The sequence below is a fragment of the Paludibacterium yongneupense DSM 18731 genome (assembly GCF_000422925.1).
GTDB lineage: Bacteria > Pseudomonadota > Gammaproteobacteria > Burkholderiales > Chromobacteriaceae > Paludibacterium > Paludibacterium yongneupense.
On record NZ_AUGZ01000004.1, the window covers coordinates 13,478 to 33,133 of the forward strand.

A 19,656-nucleotide genomic window follows, 5' to 3' on the forward strand; every position below is an offset into this window, starting at 1 on the left:
GGCTATTCTCGATTCTTGGGGGTTCAGGTTCTCGCTTTGCCGCGAAAACCCAGAGTGGTCATGGCGCCGGGCGAGAGTGCCTGATCGAGCACCGCCTGTGTCAGCAGTCCGTTTTTCAGTACGACGGCAGCGATCGTGCTGTCCGTGGCCAGGGCCTCCTTGGCAACGGCGGCGGCGGTCTGATAGCCGAGCAGCGGCACGAGCGCCGTCACGGTCGCCAGCGAGTGCACGACCTGTTCCCGGCACTGCGCCTCGTTTGCCGCGATCCCCTCGACGCAGTGCGAGCGGAACATGTCGTTGCCGCGCACCAGCAAGGTGAGCGAGCCGAGCAGCGCATGCGCGAGCAGCGGCAGGAAGGCGTTCAGTTCGAGCTGCCCGGCCTGGGCGGCCAGCGTGATCGTCGCATCGTTGCCTATGGTCTGCATGGCGACCTGGGCCACGGCTTCGCAGATGACCGGATTGACCTTGCCCGGCATGATGCTGGAGCCGACCTGACGATCGGGCAGATGCAGTTCGCCCAGCCCGGCGCGCGGGCCGGACGACAAAAGCCGCAGGTCGGATGAAATTTTCAGCAGGTTGACCGCGTGTGCTTTGAGAATGCCGGAAACTTCGACGAATACATCGACATTCTGCGTGGCGTCGACCAGGTTTTCAGCGCGTGCGAGCCCTAGCCGGGTTTCTTCGCGCAGCCGTTCGGTAACCGTGAAGATATAATCGCGCGGCGCGGTGATGCCGGTGCCGATGGCCGTCCCGCCCAGATTGACTACGCGCAGTCTTTCTTCGCATTTGGAGACACGCCAGCGATCGCGCGCGAGTGCTTCGGCCCAGGCGGAGAAACTCGCGCCTAGCGTTGTCGGGCAGGCATCCTGCAATTGGGTCCGCCCAACCTTCACCACATGGGCAAATTCGCGTTCCTTATCCTGAAATGCCGACTGCAGGCCCGAAATCGACGTGTGCAGTTCGCGCAGCAGGCCGATGGCTGCCACTTTCAGCGCCGTCGGATAGGTGTCGTTGGTGGACTGATGCAAGTTGACATGGTCGATGGGATGGACGAGACGGTATTCGCCGCGGCGTCCGCCCAACATCTCCTCGGCCCGGTTGGCGATGACCTCGTTGACGTTCATGTTCAGGGACGTTCCCGCCCCGCCTTGCAGTGCATCGACCACGATGGCGCGGGCGAGCGTCCCGTCCATCAGTTCGCGGCTTGCGCCGACGATCGCATCGGCGACATCCGGCGCGAGCAGTCCCAGCTCGCGGTTGGTGCGTGCGCAGGCGATCTTGACTTGCGCCATCGCGCGCACGAGTTCGGCAGCCGGCGCTTGCCCGCTGAGCCTGAAATTGTCGAGCGCGCGCGCGGTATGTGCGCCATAGAGCGCATCGGCCGGGAGGCGCAGCTCGCCCAGCGAGTCGGATTCGATTCGTGTCATCCTGTCACCGCCATTGAGTCGGGCACCGGCGGCACCGGCCCGGGCACTGCCGGTCGGCGCCGCCGATTTACGTGCCGTCGCCTATTTCAGCAATAGATATCGCGACGGCCGTCGCGTATCATTTTCAGCATTTTTTCAGCATTGCGCCGCGTTTTCTCATCCATCGTACCCAATTCCTGGACGATTGCGACATTGCAGGCGGCCTGGGTTTCCGGCGTGCCGTAATCGGTCGCATATTCCAGCAGGGTGGTGACCGCGTTCGGATCGCACTTGCGCTTGATCAGGCCTGGCTTGGCCAGATCCATGAAATCGACGCCGGTGCGGCCCATGCGGTAGCAGGCGGTGCAGAATGACGGGACATAGCCGGTCGACGCCAGTTCCTGCACGATTTCCTGCAGCGAACGATGGTCGCCAAGCTGGAACTGGGCCAGCGATCCTTCGTCGGCGCCATAGCCGCCCGGATTGGTCCGGCTGCCGGCGGAGATCTGCGAAATGCCGAGCTCTATGCCTTCGCGCCGCATCTCGGCCGATTCGCGCGTAGACAGTATCAGGCCGGTATACGGCACGGCCAGGCGCAGGATGGCGATGATCTTCTTGAAGTCGTTGTCGGAGACGACGGCCGGCGGCGCATCCGACATCGGCGCGCCTTGCGCCGGTTCGATACGCGGTACGCTGATGGTGTGCGCGCCGACGCCGAAGCGTTCTTCAAGGTGGGCGTTATGCTGCATCAGGCTCAGCAGTTCGAAGCGCCAGTCGTAGAGGCCGAACAGCGCGCCCAGGCCCACGTCGTCGATGCCGGCTTCCATGGCACGGTCCATGGCGGTGCAGCGCCAGTCGAAATCCGTCTTCTTGCCCCCGGTGTGAACGGCGGCATAGGTCGGGCGGTGGTAGGTTTCCTGGAACAACTGATAGGTGCCGATTTCGGCGGCCTTCAGTTTTTGAAAATCGTCGATGCTCAGCGGTGCCACGTTCACGTTCAGGCGACGGATATTGCCTTTCTCGTGGGTGACGGAATAGACCGCGGCGATGGCGTCGAGTACGTACTGGAAGCCGCCCTTGGCGGCCGAATAGCCTTCGCCGGCAACCAGCAGTACGCGCTTTTGTCCCTGATCGATCAAGTGCAGGGCTTCGGACTTGATTTCGTCCATGTCCAGGGCGTGGCGTTGCAGGCTCTTGTTCGAGCGGCTGAACGCGCAGTAGCTGCATTCGTTGGCGCAGACATTGGAAATATACAGCGGAGCGAACAGCACCATGCGGCGGCCATAGATCTGCTCCTTGACGTAGCGGGCGGTGGCGAACAGTTCGTTGCGCAGTTCGTCGGTCGCAATGCAGGTCAACTCGGCCACTTCTTCGAAATTCAGCCCCTTCAGCTCGCGTGCCTTGACCAGGATTTCGCGGATGCGGGCGGCATCGCCGGTGGCGCCGGCCAGCGCGGCTTCGACGACTGCAGGGTCAAGCCAGCTGGCTTCGGTATTATGGATGTGTGTCATGCGGTGCTCCAAAGGTCGTTTGCTTGTTTCGAAAAACCGTAACAAAGTGGTCTGATAGTGAGCGCCACTTTGCGCCGGATTCTCGAGAGTCCGCCACCGGTCCATGCGACCGGCGGCGCCCCGGACGACGTGCTTACTCCTTGTCGGCCCAAATCTTCTTCAGGCAGACGCGGGCTTCTTGCTGATGCGCGTGATAGTGCGTGTGCAGCAGTTCGTGCGCGTGGTGCGAGTTCGGCTCGCCCAGGAAGTCCCGATACAGTTTCTGCACCTGCAGGTTGTTATGCGATTGACGGGCCTTGGTCTTGCGGTCGATCGCGAACAAGCCGTTGCGGCGCTCTTGCGCATGCTTGAGATAGCGTTTCTTGCTGCGCAGGTGGCCGCCACCGTCGATACAACCGCCCGGGCAAGCCATGACTTCGATGAAATCGTATTTGACGGTGCCGGCGAGAACCGCTTCGGAAATCGCACGTGCCGCTGTCAGTCCGTGGGCCATGGCGACCTTGAGCGTGCCGACCTTGCCGCCAACCTCGATGGTGGCTTCGCGGACGTTGTCGAAGCCGCGCACGGCATGGACTTCGATGCCGTCCAGCTCCTTGCCGTTGGCGACAAAGTACAAGGTACGGATCGCCGCTTCCATCACCCCGCCGGTCGTCCCGAAAATGACGCCGGCGCCGCTGTATTCGCTCATCAGCGGATCGTCGAAGGCTGACGGTTCCAGTTCGCGCAGATCGACGCCTTCGCGCCGCAGCAAACGGGCGAATTCGCGTATCGTCAATACGATGTCGACATCGGGGATGCCATCCTTGCCCAGTTCCGGACGCGCGGCCTCATTTTTCTTGGCCGTGCACGGCATGATGGACACGACCCGGATCCGGGCCGGATCGATGTCCATCTTGTTCGGCAGATAGGTCTTGGCCAGAGAGCCCAGCACTTGCTGCGGGGAACGGGTCGAAGAGAGCATGGGCAGGATCTGCGGGAAGTTCTTCTCGGCGAAATCCACCCAGCCCGGGCAGCAGGAGGTGAAGGTTGTTCCTTCGCTGCGGGTGACGCGGCCGAGGACTTCGGTGCCTTCTTCCATGATCACCACATCGGCGGCGAAGTTCGTGTCCAGGATCACGTCGGCGCCGATTGCGCGCAAGGCGGCGACGACTTTGCCTTCGACATTGCCGCCGGGTTCCAGACCGAACTCTTCACCGAAGCCGACGCGGATGGACGGCGCGATCTGGAATACGGTAACGATTTTGGGATCGGCCAGGTAGTCGATGACTTCCTGGGTCTGATCGCGTTCTGACAAGGCGCCGGTCGGGCACACCATCACGCACTGGCCACAGGACACGCAGTCGGACTCGTTGCGGGTCTTGCCATCCTTGATGACGATGGCCGAGTTGACGCCGCGGCCGCTGACTTCGAGCGCATCGACGCCTTGCGTGTCGCGGCAGATGGATACGCAGCGCATGCAACGGATGCAGCGGCTCTGATCGTAAACGACGGCCGAGTCGGCGGCTTCGCACGGCGCCGTCTGGAGCGGCTGGATGCTGATGCTGCTTTTCTTCAGACCGACGGCGTCGGCCACGTCGATCAATTCGCATGCGCCGTGGCGCGAACAGGAGGCGCAGTCCTGGTTATGGTCGCCCATCATCAGGTCGAGCTGCATGCGGCGCAGTTCCTGCACCTTGGGCGTGCGGGTGTAGATTCTTGCGCCATCTTGCAAAGGCGTGTCGCAGGCCGTGACATAGGCGGCTTCGGCGCCCTCGGTGCGGACTTCAACCATGCATACGCGGCAGGTGCCCGGGGCATGGCCGGTATCGTGCAGTTCGCACAGCGTCGGGATATAGATCCCGTTGCGGCGCGCGAGCTTCAGAATCGTATCGGACGACTCGAAGGAATATTCCTTACCGTTGATTTGTGCTTTCATGACTCGAGACTCGATTATGCGTATTGGGTTGAGGTTTGCGGCGCAGCCAACGGCGATTCCGTAATCACGGAATACAGGCGGTAGCAACGCAGGCAGCGGTCGGCTTCGCGGTAGGCTTCTTCCTGCGAAATCACCTGTTCCACTTCCTCGAAGGTATTCACGCGATCGGCTACGCTCAGCTCGGGCATGGTGAAGCGCTGCTTGTCGACCAGTTCGCGGTCGAGGCACTCGCCGGATACCAGCTTGCTGGCGGCCAACATGCGTTGCATGCGCTGTTCGGGCTTGACCGTCGTCGTGCCGTTTTTCAGGTATTCGGTGATGCTGGCCGCGGCCTTGGCACCCTGATCCATCGCGTGGATCAGGGTCAACGGTCCCAGCACGCAGTCGCCGCCGGCGAAAACGGCTTCGCGCGAGGTGACCAGCGTATCGGTGTCGGCCACGATGCAGCCCCAGCGGTCGGTGGCGATGCCGTCGGCTTCGCTTAGCGTCGCCCGGTCGACCTGCTGGCCGATGGCCGCGATCACGTACTCGCACCGGAGGATGCTTTCCGAACCGGGTACGGCTTCGACGCTGCGACGACCCTTGGCGTCCATTTCGGTCTGGCGCATCGTGACGACTTCGACGCCGGTGACGACGCCATCGGCGGAAATCAGGCGCGATGGATTGGTCAGGCAGTGGAACACCACGCCTTCTTTTTCCGAGGCCTCGATTTCTTCATGGTCGGCCGGCATGTCGGCCACGGTGCGCCGGTAGACCAGATGCACTTTCTTTGCGCCCATGCGCACCGCCGAGCGTACGCAGTCCATGGCGACGTTGCCGCCGCCGACGACGACGACTTCGCCGTCGAGGCTGAACGGCTTGCCGTCTTCGACGTGGTCATGCACATCTTTCAGGAAGTCGATGCCGGAGTAGTAACCCTTGAGCGACGGATCTTCGTCCTTGACGCCGAGCAGGGTGCCACGGCTTGCGCCGTAACCGAGAAAGACGCTGTCGTAACCCTGGGCCAGAAGGTCGCTGACGCTGTAATCGCTACCCAGCGTCTTGCCATAGAGCATGCGGCCGCCAAGCCGGGTGATGGCATCTTCGGTCTCGGCCTTCAGGACATCCTTGGGCAAGCGGTAGCTGGGGATGCCGACCGAGGTCATGCCGCCGGCCTTGTGTTGCGAGTCCAGTACATCGACGTCAATGCCGTTGCGCAGCAGCTGGTAGGCGCAGGTAATGCCCGCCGGACCGGCGCCGACGACGGCGACGCGCTTGGGCGTATCGAGCACCGGGCGCACGAGATCTTTCGAGAACAGGCTGTGGCCGGGCGTATAGGCCTGATCGGCGGCAAAGCGCTTGAGCATCTTGATGCCGACTGCGCCTTCCGCGTCCTTGCGGCGACAGGCGAGTTCGCAGAAGCGGACGCAAACGCGGCCACAGGACGAGGCCATCGGGTATTTGTCGAGGATGATGCCGAGCGCATGCGAGGGCTTGCCGTCGCGGATGTCATCAATGTAGTGCGGCACATCCAGCTTGGCCGGGCAGGCTTCGATGCAGGGCGCGGTGGCGTAGACCATTCCGTGCTGGGTCCGGGTTTCTCCGGCGGCGATTTCCTGCTCGAACACCTCCTTGAAGTGCGCGATGGCGGACTGCAAGGCGCGGCTACAGGATTTACCCAGGCCGCACAGCGAGGTGGTGGCGATTTGTTCCGCGAGCAGAGCGATGGCATCGAGGCGGCTGGCATCGCCCCGGCCCTTGCGCATCGCGTCGAGTTCATCGCGCAGTTGGCTGGTACCGACGCGGCAGGGGGTGCACTTGCCGCAAGACTCCTCGGCGGCACGCTGCATATACATCCAGAAGGTCTCGACCAGGCTTACCGCCGGGTCGAACACCAGAAAGCCGCGGTCGGCGACGAAGGCCTGCACCGTGTTGTCGGGAGCGAACGTGTCCAGTCCGGACAGAGCGGGGAGCGCATCGTTTGCCTCCGGCGAGCCGTTACGGAAGTCATAGACTTTACCGTCCCATACCCCATAAGTCAGTTGATTCAATTTCTACTCCAAGCGTTGATTTGATTTAGTCATTACTTAATACACATTGCGAATTCGGGCCGTGCGGGCGGCGGCGTCAGGGTTTGAGCTGCAGCGGGATGACCCTGCGCGCGCCATGCGACGGGATGGCGGGCTGCGCCGGCCCGATGGCCGGCGGCTGCATGGCTGCTGGAACGTTCATGGCATGGCGTCGCGCGTAGTGGGCCGAGTCTCCCCACCCGTCGTGCAGAATGCGGCGACCGACCGAATGGATGCGCTGTTCGAGGCAGCTGGCACATTGCGAGGCGGTATCGCCAAGACAGGGCTTGCCATCGTAGAGGGTGTACATCTGGCGCACATGCAGCGGGGTGACCTGGGGCATGATGACATTGGCCCCAAAGCGCAGGCCTTTTTCGCGTCCTACCGGGTCGAGCGCCTGCAAGGCGGTGGTCGCCGCGATATTGACGTTGCGCAATAGCAGTCGGGCACCGGCTATCATCTTGAAGGCGAGGTCCATGCGTGTGGCGACGTCGAGCAAGGGCGCATCGGGCGGCATCGCGGCCTGGGCGTGGGGGATGTAGGGCCCCATGCCTATCATGTCGATATCGAGATCGCGGAAGAACAGCAGATCGTCGGCCAACTGTTCGATGGTTTGCCCCGGAATGCCGATCATGACGCCGGTACCGATCTGGAAGCCGATGTCCTTGAGCATGTGCAGACAGGCCAGGCGGCTGTCGTATGATTGCGCCGGCGGGTGCAGGGCGGCGAACAGCTCGCGCGAAGAGGTTTCCATGCGCAGCAGATAGCGGTGGGCGCCCGCCTGATACAGACGTTCATAGTCGGCGCGCGCGAGCTCGCCGACGCACAGCGTGATGCCGACGCCATCCGGCAGCTTTTCCGAACGGGTCGCGTCCTTGATGGCATGGATGTTCCTGACCAGCGAGTCGATGAAGCGGCGGTCGCGGCGCTCGCCCGATTGCAGCACCACCGAGCCGTAGCCGGTCGTGGCGCACCAGCGTGCGGACTCGACGATATCCTCGTCGCTCAGCGTATAGCGCTCGACTTCGCGGTTGTTCTTGCGGATGCCGCAGTAGAGGCAGTCGGAGACGCAGAGGTTGGAGAACTCGATCAAGCCGCGCAGGCGGACGGTCGGGCCGCAGTGTTCGAGCAGCGTGGATTCGGCTGCCGCGCGGATGCGTTCAATGTCGGCCGGATCCGTAGCGGCAAGGATGGCTACCAGGTCCTGTTTGAGCAGAACCGGCTTGCGCAAGATGGCCGCTATCGTTCCTGTTTCCGCTGTGTTCATCACGTTTCCCTATCCTGTAAAACGGTTCGACTACTGCATACCTCAACGCCAGGATGGGTTGTGCGCAGTGCTGTAACGGGCAAAGTACCGACGTGCCGCGAGCGGGCATGCCTGGCTTAATGAATAGCAGAGTCCGTGCCAACCGTTTCTATTGCAGCCGATGGGACGCAAAGCGTTGAAAAATAGTGCTTCGTGCGAAGGAACACGTATTTTCCCACGGTCGCTGCATACGGTTATCCGAATAATTCCGGTCTACGGCAAGCGACTATCCGTATAACGGACCGGTCATAATGCAAGGCGAAGACCGCACTCACTTCAGGACGCGGATTATGGCATAAATTAATAAAATTTCTTTGATATTAATCCAGTCATGATGGCGGCCGGGCGAGGGTCGGGCCAGCGGTTTCATGATCTGTAAGCCATTGATTATTTGAGATGGATTGTAGTGACGCCACTACACGTCGCGGTGCCGTTACGCAAAGTGTCAAGCAGTCGCGTCGCGTGATCCGGGCCCTGCTTTTGCCAATCAATGTAGTCTTTATAAAGCGAGGGGAATCGAGAATCAATTCGCACTGGACAAGTATTGATTTATATCAATGCCATTTATCTGGCGACGGTTTGAGTTAAATCAAAACTTTTATTCTGCTGGTGTCGATTGTCTGCCGCGGGTGGGGGTGTTGCCATCACGCTATCGTTCGCCGCCGTTGTCTTCCGTCGTCCGCGATCGCCTGCTAGAGTCGTTCATCATGAAAACACTGAATATTGTCGGCGCCGGGCGCCTGGGAAAAGTCATCGCGCGGCTCGCGCGAAATAGCGGGCGCTACCGTGTCGCCGGCATCTGCAATCGCAGTCCGGAGTCGGCTGCCGCCGCCGTTGCCTTTGTCGGCGAGGGGAGAGCGTGCGCTTCGCTATCGGCCTTGCCCGCCGCCGATATGTGGCTGCTCGCGGTGCCGGATGCAGCGATCGGGCGCGTGGCAGCCGAACTCGCCATGCAGGCTCGGGTCGCGCCGGGGGCGCTGGCGTTTCATGCGAGCGGGGCGTGCGAAGCGGCCCTGCTCGGGCCGCTGGCTCGGCGCGGGCTGCGCTGTGCCAGCCTGCATCCGGCATTTTCCTTTGCCGACGCCGAGCGGGCCGTCGCGACATTCGCCGGAACCCGTTGCGCGCTCGAGGGCGAGGCGGATGCCTGCGTCGAGCTCGAGTCCCTGGCGCGCGATATCGGCGGGCTGCCATTTCGCTTGGCGCCGGGGGGCAAGCCGGCTTATCACGCGGCGCTATGTGTCGCATCCAATTATCTGCTTGCGCTGACGGCGCTGGCGCAAGAGCTGGCGTGTGCAGGGGGCGTCGAGCAGGCCCTGCCGCTGATCGGCGCGCTGATGCGGCAAACTCTGGAGAACGCTCTCGAGATCGGCCCGCAGGCGGCCCTGACCGGGCCGATCGCCCGCGGCGATGTGCAGACCGTGGCGCGGCATCTGGCCGTAATGCCGTCGCCGATGGCGCGCGCGACCTATCTGGCGCTAGGCCGCGCCACCCTGGAGATGGCGGCGCCCGGTCTCGCCCCCGACGATCTCGAACGCCTGGCGGCCGAGCTTGCGCCGGGGGCGGATGCCTGAGCCGCTAGCGCGGAGCGGGCGGGGCAATGGAGGGGGCGAGCGGCGCGCGCGCGCGGCGCAGCAGTTCGCGCACGGCGGAGGGGGACAACGCGGGGTAGTTGTTGTCTTCGGTCGTCAGCGTGAGGGCGGCGCAGCCGCACGCGAAGCGCAGTGCGTCGACAAAGGGCTGGCCCTCGAGCCAGCCATAGGCCAGTCCGGCCAGCAATGCATCGCCCGCGCCACTGACGTTCACCACGTCGACCGGCAGCGGTTCCATCCAGCCTGCGCTCTGTCCGTTGCTGTAATACAGGCCGTACTCGCCTAGGCTCAGCACGACCTGCATGACGCCGGCGCGGTGGAACCAGTCGGCGATGGGGGGCGCATGCTCGCGCGATTTGAACGGCAGGCCCGATAACTGGCTCGCCTCTGCGCGGTTGGGCTTGATGGTGTGGACCCGCGACAGCCAGGGGAGGATGCGGCCTGCGTAGAACGCGTCGACGGTGTCGACGAGCAGAGGGCGGTCGCCGTGGCGGGTGAACAGCCAGTCGAGGGCTTCTTCGCTGAGGTCGGTATTGGTGACGATCAGCGCGGCCCCCTCCAGCAATTCGCTGTGATCGGCGAGGTGGGCGGGCGAAAGCCGCTCGATGATGGAGAGGTCGGCGATGGCATAGAACATCTCTCCGGCGCTGTCGTTCACGACCAGGCAGGTCGATGTCGTGGCATCCGGCACGATGCGGGATGGAGAAAGATCGACCCCGGCCTCGCTCGTGGCGGCCCACAGCGCCTGCCCGTGATGGTCGTCGCCGAAGACGCTGACGAAGCGGCAGTCGCAGCCGAGGCGCGCAAGATTTTCCGCGACATTGCGCGCGACGCCGCCGCGCTTGTAGCGGATGACGCCGGGTCCGGCATCGAAAGCACGCATCGCGACACCGGGAACCCGCGTTCCTGCGATGTCCATATTGGAGTTGCCGATAACGACTGCGTACCGTCCGTCGCTGTTGCCGCCAGTTGGTTTTTCCATTAAATAATCCATGCATTTGATAGATTATCTTTCAAATTAAGCGGCGCTTTACTGTCTGTCAAGCCGGCGTGTCGCGCCGTGCATACCCGATCCGCGTGGGCTGGATGCCGTAGCAAGGGCGCGTTAGCGTCTGGCGTGCTGACTCAGCGACCGCGGAGGCCCACGCGGGTCGCCGCTTTATCAACTCACCGCGCGAGACGACAACTCATGACGAGAAAACTGCAAACCGCCGGCGCAGCCCTGGCGGTGGCGCTGGCAATGACCGGCGCCGCTGCCGCCGAGTTCCTGCCGGCCCTGGTGTCCTATGGCCCCAAGTACGACCAGAGCTTCAACGAGATGGCCTACCTCGGGGCCGACCGCTTCAAGAAAACCTATGCAACGCGCTATCTGGAGATCCAGATAGCGGCCGAGGCACAAAAAGAGCAGGCCCTGCGGGCGATGGTGCGGCGCGGCGCCAATATGGTGATCGCGCTGGGTTTTGCCTTCCGGCCCGCCGTGGAGACGGTGGCGCGCGAGTTTCCCGCGGTCAAGTTCGCCATCATCGATTCGGAAGCGAAGGGGGCCAACGTCTCGTCCACGCTGTTCCGGCAGGAAGAGGGTTCGTTTCTGGTCGGCATGGCCGCCGCGCTGAAGTCGGAGAGCGGCAAGGTCGGATTCATCGGCGCGATGGACGTGCCGCTGATCCGTTCCTTCGGCTGCGGCTATGCGCAAGGGGTCAAGCATGTGGCGAAGGGGACGACGATCGTCCGCAATACCATAGGCAATACCCCCGCCGCCTTTTACGATCCGGGGCGCGGCGGGGAAATCGCGCGCAGCCAGTTCGATCGCGGCGTCGATGTGATTTTCGCTGCAGCCGGGCCGAGCTCGGTGGGTATGATGGAGCAGGCGAAAGCCGGCGGGCGCTTCTTCATCGGGGTCGACAGCAACCAGAATCACCTGTATCCGGGGACGATGCTGACTTCCATGGTCAAGCGTGCCGACAATGCGGTCTTTGCCGTGATGAAGGCGGGCCGCGAAGGCCGCTGGCGCCCGGGTCTGCAGACGCTGGGCTTGAAGGAGGGGGGCGTCGACTGGGCGCTCGACAGTCACAATCGTGCGCTGGTCACGGCGAAGGTGGAGAAACGGTTGAATGCGGCCCGCGACGATATCGTCGCGGGCCGGCTCAAGGTGGTCGACTATCGCACGCACAACCGCTGCCCGGTCGCGGGCTCGTAGCCGGACTCTAGGCTTGTGCGTACAGCACGAACAGGCACGGACGCTTGTGCAGGTCGGGTGTCGGCTGCGGCCAGTCGGCGACGCGACGGCTGACTATCGTCTGTGTCGGCAAGGTCAGGTCGCACGCGATCGCGAGCCGGGTGTCCGGTCCCAGGGTGGCGAGCAGATGTTCGAGCAGGGCGTTGTTGCGGTAGGGCGTCTCGATGAAGATCTGCGTTTCACCGTTCTGGCGCGAGCGCGTTTCCAGCGCCCTGATCCGTTTTTCGCGTTCGCCCGCCTCGACCGGCAGGTAGCCATGGAAGGCGAAACTCTGACCGTTGGCGCCTGAGGCCATCAGTGCGAGCAGAATGGAGGACGGCCCGATCAGCGGCACGACTTCGAATCCGCGCTCGTGCGCGAGGGCCACCAGCCGGGCGCCTGGGTCGGCGACGGCCGGGCAGCCGGCCTCGGATACCAGGCCGAGGTCATGTCCGGCTTCGAGCGGCGCGAGCAGGGCGGCGACATCGGCGGGGCGGGTATGTTCGTCCAGGGTGGCGAGCGACAGCTCCCGGATCGGGGTGCTCACGCCGAGCGCCTTCAGATGCTTGCGTGCGGTCTTTTCCGCCTCGACCACGAAATGGGTGAGGTGCAGCACGCGCTGGCGCTCGGCTTCGGGCAGCCAGGGCGTGGCTTCGTCGCCAAGCGGGGTCGGTATCAGAAACAGTCTGGCCATTACAGTATCTCCACGCCTTCGTTTTGCAGCAGGCCTACCAGGCCGTACAGGGGGACGCCGATCAGGGCGTTGGGGTCGTCGGACTCGATTCGTTCGATCAGCGCGCCGCCGAGGCCTTCGCTTTTGGCCGCGCCGGCGCAGTTCAGCGCATCGGGCTCGCGTCGCAGGTATTCGCGCGCCTGACGCTCCGAGATCGGGCGCAACGTGACGCGGCTGATGCCTTCGCAGGTCTGCACGCGACCACTCGCGCTGTTGACGAGCGCGAGCGCCGAATGGAAGACGACGCAGCGACCGCCCATCCAGGTCAGCATTTCCACGCCATGTTCGAGCGAACGCGGCTTGCCGATCTGGGTGCCGTCCAGCAGGGCGACCTGATCCGAGCCTATGATGAGCGCGGCGGGGTGGGCGGGTATCAGCGATTCGGCTTTCGTCCGCGCGAGCCTGCGCGCGGTCGCGAGAGCGCTTTCGCCGGGAAGTGGCGTTTCGTCGCAGATCGGGGCGATGGCATCGATGGCGAGGCCGAGCCGGGACACGATCTCGCGCCGATAGCGCGAGGTGGATGCGAGAATGATTTGCATGGCGATGAAGTCTTGATTCTTTTGACAAATCAGGGGCCCGGATTATATCATGCACGGTTTATGTCTAACCCGATTTTGATTGATCCGCTCAAGTACGCCCGCGAAGGCAGGGCGCAGTCCGGCAAAATGGCCGTGGCGGCGCTGGATGAGCGCGTCCTGGCGGAGCTTGCCGGCCGTGACGGCGAGGTGGAATACACCCTGACCGGCTACGTCGACAGGCTTCGTCGTCCCTGTTTGCGCCTCGAGTTGGCGGCACGGGTTCTTGTGGTGTGCGGGCGTTGCCTCGAGGCAATGTTCGTCGACGTGAAGGCCGATTCGGTCGTCACGCTGTTCACCAGCGAGGAACGCTTGCTCGCCGCCGTCGAGGACGACGAGGAACTGGATGCGATCATCGCCGAGCCCGAGCTCGACGCGAGGGCGCTGATCGAAGACGAAATCATTATGGGCCTGCCGCTGTCGCCTTTGCATGACGATTGCGGTTCGGAGGAGCTGGAGCGCGCCCGGGCCAAAAAGCCCAATCCGTTTGCGGTGTTGGCGTCGCTTAAGACCTCCAGGTCCGAATAAACGTTTTCTTGAATTATTTAGGAGTTCGACCATGGCTGTTCAACAGAACAAAAAGTCCCCGTCCAAGCGCGGTATGCACCGCGCCCACGATTTCTTGACCGCTCCGGCGCTGGCCAAGGAACCGACCACCGGTGAAGCGCATCTGCGCCATCACATCAGCCCGAACGGCTTCTACCGCGGCCGCAAGGTCGTCAAGGCCAAGGGCGAGTAAGCTCGCATTCCGAGCTGCGGCTCTAATAACAACAGGTAGGGCCACTACCGCAAACGTTGATGACTATCACCGTAGCGGTTGATGCCATGGGCGGTGACATTGGACTCAAAGTCACCGTGCCGGCATCGATCCAATTCCTCAAAGACCACCCGCACGCCAGTCTTATTCTTGTAGGTGACAGCGATGCCATCGCGGCAGAACTGTCCTTGCACGAGACCGTGCCGGGGAACCGCGTCCAGATTCGACATGCCGCCCAGGTCGTCGATATGGATGAGGCGCCTCAGCTCGCGCTCAAGAATAAAAAAGACTCGTCGATGCGCGTGGCGATTAATCTCGTCAAAGAGGGTAAGGCGCAGGCTGCCGTGTCCGCCGGAAACACCGGCGCGCTGATGGCCACCGCCCGCTTTGTGCTTAAAACCATTCCGGGAATCGATCGACCTGCGATTGCCAAGCTGTTGCCGACGGTGAAGGGGACCACCTGTATGCTGGACCTCGGCGCCAATGTCGACTGTAGCCCGGAACAACTGTTGCAATTCGGTATCATGGGCTCCGAGCTGGTCTCGTGCGTCAATCACTGTAGCAATCCGACAGTGGGCCTGCTGAATATCGGATCGGAAGACATCAAGGGTAACGACAACGTCAAGCGTGCCGCGACTCTGCTAAAAGAATCCGAACTGAATTTTTATGGAAATGTCGAAGGTAACGACGTCTACCACGGTACGGTAGATGTTGTCGTCTGCGACGGCTTTACCGGCAATGTGGCGCTGAAATCGGCTGAAGGCCTGGCGCACATGATTGCTTTTTTCCTGCGCGAAGAATTTACCCGCAGCTGGTGGACGCGTCTGTGCGCGCTGGCGGCACTGCCCGTGCTCAAGCACTTTCGCAGCCGCATGGACACGCGCCGTTACAACGGCGCCAGTCTGATCGGGCTGAGGGGGATCGTGGTGAAGAGCCACGGTGGTACCGACGCGCTGGGTTTCCGTTACGCGCTGGAGCAGGCCTGTGTCGAGGCCGCCTCCGACGTGATTGGTCACATCGCCGAGCGGGTTGAGCGACAGATTCTGAATCTGAAGCACCCGGAGGCAGAAGCGAACTGAGATACATGGCCCATTCCCGTATTCTTGGTACAGGCAGTTACCTGCCGGCCAACACCGTTAGCAATGCGATGCTGGCAGAGCGAGTGGATACCAGTGACGAGTGGATCGTCACCCGTACCGGTATCCGTGCACGGCATATCGCCGCCGACAACGAACTGACCAGCGATCTGGCGCTCAGAGCCGCCGAATCCGCAATCGAAGCTTCGGGCGTCGATCGCGCCGATATCGATCTGATCATCGTCGCCACCACGACTCCCGACATGATGTTCCCCAGCACGGCCTGTATTCTGCAGGAAAAGCTGGGCATGCGCGGGACTGCGGCCTTCGATGTGCAGGCGGTGTGCGCGGGCTTCATTTATGCGCTGGTGACGGCGCACGGCTATATCCAGAGCGGAATGGCGAAGAATGCGCTGGTCGTCGGGGCCGAGACCATGTCGCGCCTGATGGACTGGAACGATCGCGGGACCTGTGTCCTGTTCGGCGACGGCGCCGGAGCGGTGGTGCTCGGCGCTTCCGACGAGCCTGGCATTCTGCACGCCAAGCTCGAGGCGGACGGCCACTATCAGTCCATTCTCAATACGCCGGGGCGGGTTGCCGACGGCATGATTCATGGCAGTCCCTATCTGCATATGGATGGTCCGGCGGTGTTCAAGTTCGCGGTCAAGGCCTTGTCCGACATCGCCGCGCGCACGCTGGCGGCCGCCGGCATGGACAAGGCACAGGTCGACTGGCTGGTGCCGCACCAGGCCAATCTGCGCATCATCGAATCCACCGCCAGGCACCTCGGCCTGCCGATGGAGCGCGTCGTGGTGACCTTGCCGGAGCAGGCCAATACGTCGGCCGCCTCGATCCCGCTGGCGCTGGACACCGCGGTTCGCGACGGACGCATCCAGCGTGGCCAGACCCTGATGCTGGAAGGCATCGGCGGCGGCTTTACCTGGGGCGCGGTCCTGCTGACCTTCTGAATTCCGGGTCGACGCCAGCCGGCGTCGACTTTTACGTATCCTGATACAGGAGACAGACCATGTCGTTTGCCTTCGTTTTCCCCGGGCAGGGCTCCCAGAGCCTGCATATGATGGATGGTTTCGCTGCGCATGCCGAAGTCAAAGCGACTTTCGACGAAGCGTCTTCCGTGCTGGGCGAGGATCTGTGGTCGATGCTGCAGGCGGAAACGCCTGAGGCGATCAATGCGACCGTCAATACCCAGCCCCTGATGCTGGCGGCGGGTGTGGCCACATGGCGCGCATGGCGCGCGGCCGGTGGGGCGACCCCTTCGCTGCTGGCCGGGCACAGCCTGGGCGAGTACAGTGCGCTGGTCGCGGCCGAAGCCCTCTCTTTCGCCGATGCCGTGCGCCTGGTGCGCCTGCGCGCCGAAGCGATGCAACAGGCCGTTCCCGCCGGCAGCGGCGGCATGGCTGCCATCCTCGGCCTGTCCGATGACGACGTCCGCGCCGCGTGCGCCGATGCCGCTGCGGGCGATGTCGTCGAAGCGGTCAACTTCAATTCTCCCGGCCAGATCGTCATCGCCGGTTCCAAGGCGGCGGTCGAACGCGCAATGGAAGCGTGCAAGGCACGCGGTGCCAAGCGCGCACTGCCGCTGCCGGTCTCGGTGCCGTCGCATTGCGCACTGATGAAGCCGGCGGCCGAACGGCTGGCCGGTGCATTGGCCGGTCTGGAGATCAAGGCGCCGGCCATCGCCGTGTTGCATAATGCCGACGTGGCATCCTATGCCGAAGCCGACCGCATACGCGATGCCCTGGTGCGCCAGTTGTACAGCCCGGTGCGCTGGACCGAGACCGTGCAGTCGATGGCGGCGGACGGTATCGCGCTGATGGCCGAGTGCGGACCGGGCAAGGTGCTGGCCGGGCTGGCCAAGCGCATCGACGGCAATGTGAAATGTCTGGCTCTGACCGACGCGGCGGCGCTGAGCGCCGCCCTGGTCGAGCTGGCCTGAACGCAAGCGGGAGAAAAACATGCAGTTGCAAGGTAAAGTGGCTCTGGTGACCGGCGCGTCGCGCGGGATCGGCGCGGCGATCGCCGATGCGCTCGCGCAGCAAGGTGCGATCGTGATTGGCACCGCCACCTCGGCGGCCGGCGCTGCCGCCATCGGCGAGCGCCTGGCTGCGCAGGGGGGATTTGGCCGCGAACTCGACGTTACGGCGCCCGGCGCCATCGATGCTTTGGTCGAGTCTTTGGCACGAGAATTTGGCGATGTTGCGATTCTGGTGAATAATGCCGGGATTACGCGCGATACCTTGCTGATGCGGATGAAGGATGAAGATTGGGATGTCATCATGGACACCAATCTGAAATCGGTATTCAAGGCATCCAAGGCGGTGTTGCGCGCGATGATGAAAGCGCGCAGCGGACGCATCATCAATATCGCGTCCGTGGTCGGCGCCATGGGCAATGCGGGGCAGGCTAACTACGCGGCGGCCAAGGCGGGTATCATGGGCTTCACCAAGTCCATGGCCCGCGAAGTCGGCAGTCGCAATATCACGGTCAACTGTGTCGCGCCGGGATTCATCGACACCGATATGACTCGCGCCTTGCCCGAAGCGCAGCGTGAAGCGCTGGTTGGACAGATTGCCCTTGGTCGCCTAGGCGATGCCAAGGATATTGCCGACGCCGTCGTGTTTCTGGCGTCGGACAGGGCGTCCTATATTACCGGGCAGACCCTGCATATCAATGGCGGCATGTTGATGCCGTGAGGCCTTTAACCCGACTCGCCTCAGAGTTAGGTAGGCTACTCTAATTTTTTTTTGTAGAATAGTCGGGTTTTGATATCCCACGACTAAAAGGGAAAGGATTTACCAAATGGAAAACATCGAACAACGTGTCAAGAAGATCGTTGCCGAACAACTGGGCGTGAACGAAGCCGAAGTCAAGATCGATTCGTCTTTCGTGGACGACCTGGGCGCCGACTCCCTTGATACCGTGGAGCTGGTCATGGCTCTGGAAGAAGAGTTCGAGTGCGAAATTCCGGATGAAGAAGCCGAGAAGATCACTACCGTTCAACAGGCGGTCGACTACGTAACCGCTCACTTGAACAAGTAAGCTGCCATCGAAGGACCCCTGTAAAGGCGCCCTGGCGTCCGGAACAGGGGTTTTTTGCAAGTCAGCTCGTCAACACGTGTTTGCGGTATTGCCCGGTTCGGGCAGATAACACCGTGTCCGAACAATCGGGAGAAAGCCCTCCCGGCTTACGCGGAGATATCCCGTGTCCAAAAGAAGAGTCGTCATTACCGGTCTGGGGCAAGTGTCCCCGGTGGGCAACGACGTTGCCACAGCCTGGTCCAATATTCTGGCAGGTAAATCCGGCATATCCGCCATCACCCGCTTCGATGCGAGTGACATGACCTGTCGTATTGCCGGCGAGGTCAAAGATTTCAACATCAGCGATTATATTTCGCCGAAAGATGCGCGCCGCATGGATTTGTTCATCCATTACGGTGTGGCGGCGGCATTTCAAGCCATCGCTGATTCGGGCATCGAAGATGTGCCCGGATTGGACAAGACGCGCATCGGCGTCAATATCGGTTCCGGCATCGGCGGCCTGCCGCTGATCGAAGAAACCGGAACCCAATTGCTGGCCGGCGGCCCGCGCAAGATCGGTCCGTTTTTCATTCCCGGCTCGCTGATCAACATGATTTCGGGGCAGGTTTCGATCGCCAAGGGCTTTCAAGGGCCGACTTATGCGATCGTCTCGGCGTGTACCACGGGTGCGCATTGCATCGGCGACGCGTCGCGACTGATCATTCACGGCGATGCCGACGTGATGGTGGCGGGCGGTGCCGAAGGCGCAATTACCCGTCTCGGTGTCGGCGGTTTCGCTGCGATGAAGGCGATGTCGACCCGCAACGATGATCCGGCGACGGCCTCCCGCCCCTGGGACAAGGGGCGCGACGGTTTTGTCATGGGGGAAGGTGCCGGTGTCGTCGTACTGGAAGAGTACGAGCATGCGGTCAAGCGCGGTGCGCGCATCTATGCCGAGCTGGTCGGCTTTGGCATGAGTTCGGATGCGTATCATATTACGGCGCCGAACAGCGAAGGCCCGGCACGCGGCGTGAAGAATGCGCTGCGCGACGCGGGGGTGAATGCCGATCAAATCGACTACATCAACGCGCACGGCACCTCGACTCCCTTGGGCGATGCCAACGAAACCGCGGCGGTCAAGGCCGTATTCGGCGACCATGCCTACAAGCTGGTGGTCAACTCGACCAAGTCGATGACGGGGCACTTGCTGGGTGGCGCCGGCGGTGTGGAAGCCATCTACTCCATTCTGGCCTTGCACAATCAGGTCACGCCTCCGACCATCAATATCTTCGAGCAGGATATCGAAGGCGGATGCGACCTGGACTACGCCAAGGACGGTGCACGCGACATGCAGATCGAATATGCAATCTCCAATTCGTTCGGTTTTGGCGGCACCAACGGTACGCTGGTGTTCAAGCGCGTCTGATCGCGTTCGAGCCTCCGGAACAAAGGCCGCTGCAGCGTTTGCAGCGGCCTTTGTCATGAA

At 62.6% G+C, this 19,656-nt stretch carries 18 protein-coding genes; 10 read left to right on the forward strand and 8 right to left on the reverse strand.

Annotation, left to right across the window (positions count from 1 at the left end; translation table 11 throughout):
- Positions 1-23: 23 nt before the first annotated feature.
- From G520_RS0100080 to hydE, 5 genes are all read right to left on the reverse strand, one after another.
- Entirely contained in the window at positions 24-1,427 is a 1,404-nt protein-coding gene (locus G520_RS0100080) for an aspartate ammonia-lyase (protein ID WP_028533894.1), read from the reverse strand.
- An 86-nt stretch (positions 1,428-1,513) separates the two neighbouring features.
- Positions 1,514-2,917: a [FeFe] hydrogenase H-cluster radical SAM maturase HydG gene (hydG, locus tag G520_RS0100085; RefSeq protein WP_028533895.1), complete on the reverse strand. Its 1,404-nt coding sequence runs from the start codon at positions 2,915-2,917 to the stop codon at positions 1,514-1,516.
- A 133-nt stretch (positions 2,918-3,050) separates the two neighbouring features.
- On the reverse strand, positions 3,051-4,832 hold the full coding sequence (locus G520_RS0100090) for a [FeFe] hydrogenase, group A (protein WP_028533896.1): 1,782 nt from the start codon (positions 4,830-4,832) through the stop codon (positions 3,051-3,053).
- Between the two features lie 14 nt (positions 4,833-4,846).
- Positions 4,847-6,862 carry an FAD-dependent oxidoreductase gene (locus tag G520_RS0100095; protein ID WP_028533897.1) on the reverse strand — a complete coding sequence of 672 codons (2,016 nt, stop codon included), beginning with the start codon at positions 6,860-6,862 and terminating at the stop codon, positions 4,847-4,849.
- A 76-nt stretch (positions 6,863-6,938) separates the two neighbouring features.
- Entirely contained in the window at positions 6,939-8,147 is a 1,209-nt protein-coding gene (gene hydE, locus G520_RS20865) for a [FeFe] hydrogenase H-cluster radical SAM maturase HydE (protein WP_084637376.1), read from the reverse strand.
- 746 nt (positions 8,148-8,893) lie between these two features.
- On the opposite strand from hydE, the gene G520_RS20870 reads away from it, so the two are divergent.
- Positions 8,894-9,757: a Rossmann-like and DUF2520 domain-containing protein gene (locus G520_RS20870; RefSeq protein ID WP_036664901.1), complete on the forward strand. Its 864-nt coding sequence runs from the start codon at positions 8,894-8,896 to the stop codon at positions 9,755-9,757.
- 4 nt (positions 9,758-9,761) lie between these two features.
- Here the strand turns inward: G520_RS20870 and G520_RS20875 are convergent, their stop codons facing one another.
- Positions 9,762-10,757 (reverse strand): PfkB family carbohydrate kinase, encoded by a 996-nt coding sequence (locus G520_RS20875; protein ID WP_051228740.1) that lies wholly within the window; start codon positions 10,755-10,757, stop codon positions 9,762-9,764.
- A 207-nt stretch (positions 10,758-10,964) separates the two neighbouring features.
- On the opposite strand from G520_RS20875, the gene G520_RS0100115 reads away from it, so the two are divergent.
- Complete coding sequence (locus G520_RS0100115; protein WP_036664903.1) at positions 10,965-11,972, forward strand: BMP family lipoprotein; 1,008 nt, start codon at positions 10,965-10,967, stop codon at positions 11,970-11,972.
- A gap of 7 nt (positions 11,973-11,979) precedes the next feature.
- Here the strand turns inward: G520_RS0100115 and G520_RS0100120 are convergent, their stop codons facing one another.
- A complete protein-coding gene (locus G520_RS0100120) occupies positions 11,980-12,684 on the reverse strand; it encodes an SAM-dependent methyltransferase (protein WP_028533899.1) in 705 nt (234 codons plus the stop codon).
- Positions 12,684-13,262, reverse strand: coding sequence for a Maf family protein (locus G520_RS0100125; RefSeq protein ID WP_028533900.1), 579 nt, complete (start codon positions 13,260-13,262; stop codon positions 12,684-12,686). Before G520_RS0100125 ends, G520_RS0100120 begins: the two co-directional genes overlap by 1 nt.
- A 60-nt stretch (positions 13,263-13,322) precedes the next feature.
- Between G520_RS0100125 and G520_RS0100130 the strand changes: the two genes are divergently transcribed.
- From G520_RS0100130 to fabF, 8 genes are all read left to right on the forward strand, one after another.
- Positions 13,323-13,826 (forward strand): YceD family protein, encoded by a 504-nt coding sequence (locus G520_RS0100130; RefSeq protein WP_028533901.1) that lies wholly within the window; start codon positions 13,323-13,325, stop codon positions 13,824-13,826.
- Between the two features lie 31 nt (positions 13,827-13,857).
- Complete coding sequence (rpmF, locus tag G520_RS0100135) at positions 13,858-14,037, forward strand: 50S ribosomal protein L32 (protein WP_028533902.1); 180 nt, start codon at positions 13,858-13,860, stop codon at positions 14,035-14,037.
- Between the two features lie 59 nt (positions 14,038-14,096).
- Positions 14,097-15,134 (forward strand): phosphate acyltransferase PlsX, encoded by a 1,038-nt coding sequence (gene plsX, locus G520_RS0100140; RefSeq protein WP_028533903.1) that lies wholly within the window; start codon positions 14,097-14,099, stop codon positions 15,132-15,134.
- A 5-nt stretch (positions 15,135-15,139) separates the two neighbouring features.
- Positions 15,140-16,099, forward strand: coding sequence for a beta-ketoacyl-ACP synthase III (locus G520_RS0100145; protein ID WP_028533904.1), 960 nt, complete (start codon positions 15,140-15,142; stop codon positions 16,097-16,099).
- A gap of 59 nt (positions 16,100-16,158) precedes the next feature.
- Positions 16,159-17,088, forward strand: a complete 930-nt coding sequence (fabD, locus tag G520_RS0100150) for an ACP S-malonyltransferase (protein ID WP_028533905.1) — start codon at positions 16,159-16,161, stop codon at positions 17,086-17,088.
- A 19-nt stretch (positions 17,089-17,107) separates the two neighbouring features.
- Positions 17,108-17,845, forward strand: coding sequence for a 3-oxoacyl-ACP reductase FabG (gene fabG / locus G520_RS0100155; RefSeq protein WP_028533906.1), 738 nt, complete (start codon positions 17,108-17,110; stop codon positions 17,843-17,845).
- A 106-nt stretch (positions 17,846-17,951) separates the two neighbouring features.
- On the forward strand, positions 17,952-18,191 hold the full coding sequence (gene acpP / locus G520_RS0100160) for an acyl carrier protein (RefSeq protein ID WP_028533907.1): 240 nt from the start codon (positions 17,952-17,954) through the stop codon (positions 18,189-18,191).
- 163 nt (positions 18,192-18,354) lie between these two features.
- Entirely contained in the window at positions 18,355-19,596 is a 1,242-nt protein-coding gene (gene fabF, locus G520_RS0100165) for a beta-ketoacyl-ACP synthase II (RefSeq protein ID WP_028533908.1), read from the forward strand.
- The last annotated feature ends 60 nt before the right edge of the window (positions 19,597-19,656 follow it).